We start from the raw sequence: 3,954 nt of genomic DNA, 5'->3' as shown, positions 1-3,954 counted from the left end.
CGTCCTGCGAGGGGACCGCGACCAGGCCCAGTTCCGTGCCCTGCGCCAGCAGCCGGTGACTGGGCAGGACGCGGACCGTGTAGCCGAACGGCCCGGTGCGGTCCAGGCAGAGGGGGCCCTCGTACACCCAGCGGCCCTCCAGGTCGGCGGAGCCCACCGGCTTCAGCGGCACGGGGGTCGCGTCGGTGATGCGGTCCTCCTCGTCCACCCGCCCGGAGACCGCCTGCACCTCGACGTCGTCGGGGCCGAGGCCGCCGAGGCCGACGCGCACCCGCAGCGCCAGGGTGGTGCCGAGTTCCGCCGTGCCCGTCGTCTCCGACGTCTCCGACGTCTCCACGTGGTCGACGCTCACCCCGTGCCAGGCGGCACGCACCCGGGACTTCCACCGGGCGAGGTCCCGCGCGGCGTCCGGGTCCATGGCGCGGTGGCCGCCGGCGGCGGGCGCGTACAGGCGCTCGACGTACTCGCGGACCATGCGGCCGGCCAGCACCTTCGGCCCGAGCAGGCTCAGGGTGTTGCGGACCATCTCCAGCCACCGGTCCGGCAGCCCGCTCTCGCCCCGCTCGTAGAAGCGCGGGGTGATCCGCTGCTCCAGCAGGTCGTACAGCGCGGCGGCCTCCACGGCGTCGCGCCGGTCGGGGTCGTCCCCCACCGCCGACAGCGTGGAGGTGCCCCCGTTCGCCCCGTCCGCGGTGGGGATGGCCCAGCCGAAGTCGGGCTGGAACCACTCGTCCCACCAGCCGTCCAGCACCGAGAGGTTGAGGCAGCCGTTGAGGGCGGCCTTCATGCCGCTGGTGCCGCACGCCTCCAGCGGCCGCAGCGGGTTGTTCAGCCAGATGTCGCAGCCGGGGTAGAGCTTCTGCGCCATCGCCATGCCGTAGTCGGGCAGGAACACGATCCGGTGCCGCACCCGGGGGTCGTCGGCGAACCGGACCAACTCCTGGATGAGCCGTTTGCCGCCCTCGTCCGCCGGGTGCGCCTTGCCCGCGACCACGATCTGCACCGGCCGTTCGGGGTGCAGCAGCAGGTTCGTCAGCCGGTCCCGGTCCTGCAGCATCAGCGTCAGCCGCTTGTACGAGGGGACCCGCCGGGCGAACCCGATGGTCAGCACGTCCGGGTCGAGCACCTGCTCGACCCAGCCCAGCTCGGCCGTCCCGGCCCCGCGCTGCCGCCAGGAGGCGCGCAGCCGCTCCCGCACCTCCATCACCAGCAGGGCGCGCAGGGACCGGCGCAGCTCCCAGATGTCCTCGTCCGGGATGTCCGCGACCGAGTCCCAGCGGTCCGAGCCGCCGACGGTCAGCGCCTCCTCGGCGCGCTCGGCACCGATCTGCCGGGCGCCGAGCCGGAGCACCTCGGGGGCGACCCAGGTGGGCGCGTGCACCCCGTTGGTGACGGAGGTGATGGGCACCTCCTCGGGGTCGAACCCGGGCCAGAGTCCGGCGAACATCTCGCGGCTGACCCCGCCGTGCAGCAGGGACACGCCGTTGGCGCGCTGGGCAAGGCGCAGGCCCATCACGGCCATGTTGAAGAGACCGGGCTCGCCACCGGGGTACGTCTCCCGGCCCAGCCCGATGACGCGGTCGACGTCGATGCCCGGCAGTTCGGCGCCGGGTCCGAAGTGCCGGGCGACCAGGCCGCGGTCGAAGCGGTCGATGCCGGCCGGTACCGGGGTGTGCGTGGTGAACACGGTCCCGGCCCGGACCGCCTCCAGGGCGGCGTCGAACTCCAGTCCCTCGGCGCCCAGTTCGGCGATGCGTTCCAGGCCGAGGAAACCGGCGTGGCCCTCGTTGGTGTGGAACACCTCGGGCGGCGCGTGTCCGGTGATCCGGCAGTACGCGCGCACCGCCCGCACGCCCCCTATGCCGAGCAGCATCTCCTGGAGCAGCCGGTGCTCGCTGCCGCCGCCGTAGAGCCGGTCGGTGACGCCGCGTGCGCCGGGGTCGTTCTCCTCGACGTCGGAGTCCAGCAGGAGCAGGGGGACCCTGCCCACCTGGGCCAGCCAGATCCGGGCGCGCAGGGACCGGCCGCCGGGCAGTGCGAGACCCACCAGGGCGGGCGTGCCGTCGGGTTCCTGGAGCTGGACGAGGGGCAGCTCGTTGGGGTCCAGGACGGGGTAGTGCTCCTGCTGCCAGCCGTCCCGGGACAGGGTCTGGCGGAAGTAGCCGTGCCGGTAGAGCAGGCCGACGCCGATCATCGGGACGCCGAGGTCGCTGGCGGACTTGAGGTGGTCGCCGGCGAGGATGCCGAGTCCTCCGGAGTACTGCGGCAGGGCGGCCGTGATGCCGAACTCCGGGGAGAAGTAGGCGATGGCGGAGGGAAGTTGGTCGCCCCGCGGCCGGCTGCCGGACTGGGTCTGGTACCAGCGGTCGCCGGTCATGTACGTGTGCAGGTCGTCCGCGGCCGCGTCGAGGCGGTCCAGGAACGCGCGGTCGCCGGCCAGCTCGGTGAGCCGCTCGGGCCCCACGCTGCCCAGCAGCCGCACGGGGTCGCGGCCGCAGGCGGCCCAGCACCCGGGGTCGACGGACTGGAAGAGGTCGCCGGTCGGCGCGTGCCAGGACCAGCGCAGGTTGCGGGCCAGGTCGCTGAGGGGCCGGAGGGGGTCGGGGAGAACGGGTCGGACGGTGAATCGACGGATCGCCTTCAAATTCCACCTCGGCGCGAGTCGCGGTGCGGAGGGACGGCACTGTGCGTCCGGTCGTCCCGCACGACACTACCGGCGGAAAAGGCATCCAGGGCGGAAGCCGGACAACCCGGCAGCGGCGTGCCCCGGCCCAAACGATTCGCCACCGGGCGCACATGGCCGGTTCCCCACCCGCGGTGTCCCCGCGGGACTCCGTTCCGCACGGCCCGCCACCGCGGCGGCGGGCCGGCAGGACAAGAAACCGGCCTTTTCCCCACACGGTCCGACCGCCGACCCGTTCACCCCCCGGGGGCACCGCCGCCCCGGCGTCCGCCGCGAGCCGCACCGGGCGGGTCAGCGCCCGGGTGCGTCGGCGGCTTCCCCGCGCACGGCGGACGCGGCGGCGCCGCACTTCGCCGGGCGGCCCCGGCGCGGGTGGCGAACGCGCTGGTCGAGAGGGCGGCGGCCGGAGAGGCGAGCCGTCGCGGGCCCCGTCCGCCGGGCCGTCCGCCGCGGACTCCGGGACCCCGGGGTCCCTCGTCCGGAACCGGTCCGGCGCGGACGGGAGACGCCGGGGGCCTGCTGACGGGTGCGCGGGAACGGACCCACGAGGGCCTGCTTCACCCGCACGGGCGAGGCCGGTCTTGTATGTCGACATACGCGCGAGTAGTTAACAAAGCGCCGGATTGCTCACCCGAAGAGGATGGGAAGGCTCCTTCGGTACGCCCCTCGGGAACACCGCCGTGCGCCACGGGACACGACGGAGCATCACGCAGGACCCGCAGGACCCGCAGGACCCACCTCCCCACAGTCATCCGCCCACCCACGTTGACGCGGACAGGAGCGGTCATGCCCGCCAAGCACCCTTCGTCATCCCCTCCGACACCCGGTACCGCTCAGACCCCGTCGGCGCCCGGTTCCCCGCCACCGGTGCGGCCCGGCTCCGGGGCGCCTCCGAGGCCCGGCCCGCGCCCGTCCGCGCAACGCGGTTCCACCACGGCCTCCGTGCGGCCGAGCGGTGAGGGCGGGCACCCGTCACCGGCACCGCCGCCCGGCCCCTCACCCGTGCCGCCGGCCGCGTCGCCGGCCGCGTCGTCGCCCGCGACGGAAGCGGGCACCGTGAGCGCCGCTCCCGTGGACGCCGTCCCCGCCGCCTCCGTGGGCCGCATCCCCGTCCTCGACGTCCGTCCGGTGGTCCACGGGGGGCGCCGGCCCTCGGGGTCGGTCAGGACGACGTTGGCGGCCACCGCGTCGTGCCCCTCGCGGAACACGGTCGCCGTCACCTCGAACGTCTCCCCGACGACCGCCTTGGCCGGCCGGCGCCCCCCGTGGAC

General features: G+C 74.9%; 1 protein-coding gene and 1 pseudogene. Both read right to left on the bottom strand.

Features of this window, described 5'->3' with window-relative positions:
- Positions 1-2,644 (bottom strand): glycosyltransferase family 1 protein (locus AOK18_RS25555; protein ID WP_055695863.1); only part of this gene is annotated, 2,644 nt, incomplete at its 3' end.
- A 1,160-nt stretch (positions 2,645-3,804) separates the two neighbouring features.
- Positions 3,805-3,954, bottom strand: a pseudogene (locus AOK18_RS35490) (maltotransferase domain-containing protein); the annotation flags it as partial.

This window comes from Streptomyces prasinopilosus, from assembly GCF_001419695.1.
Lineage (GTDB): Bacteria > Actinomycetota > Actinomycetes > Streptomycetales > Streptomycetaceae > Streptomyces > Streptomyces prasinopilosus.
The sequence above is the reverse complement of the archived record's forward strand: the minus strand, read 5'-3'. Positions and strand labels throughout refer to the sequence as shown.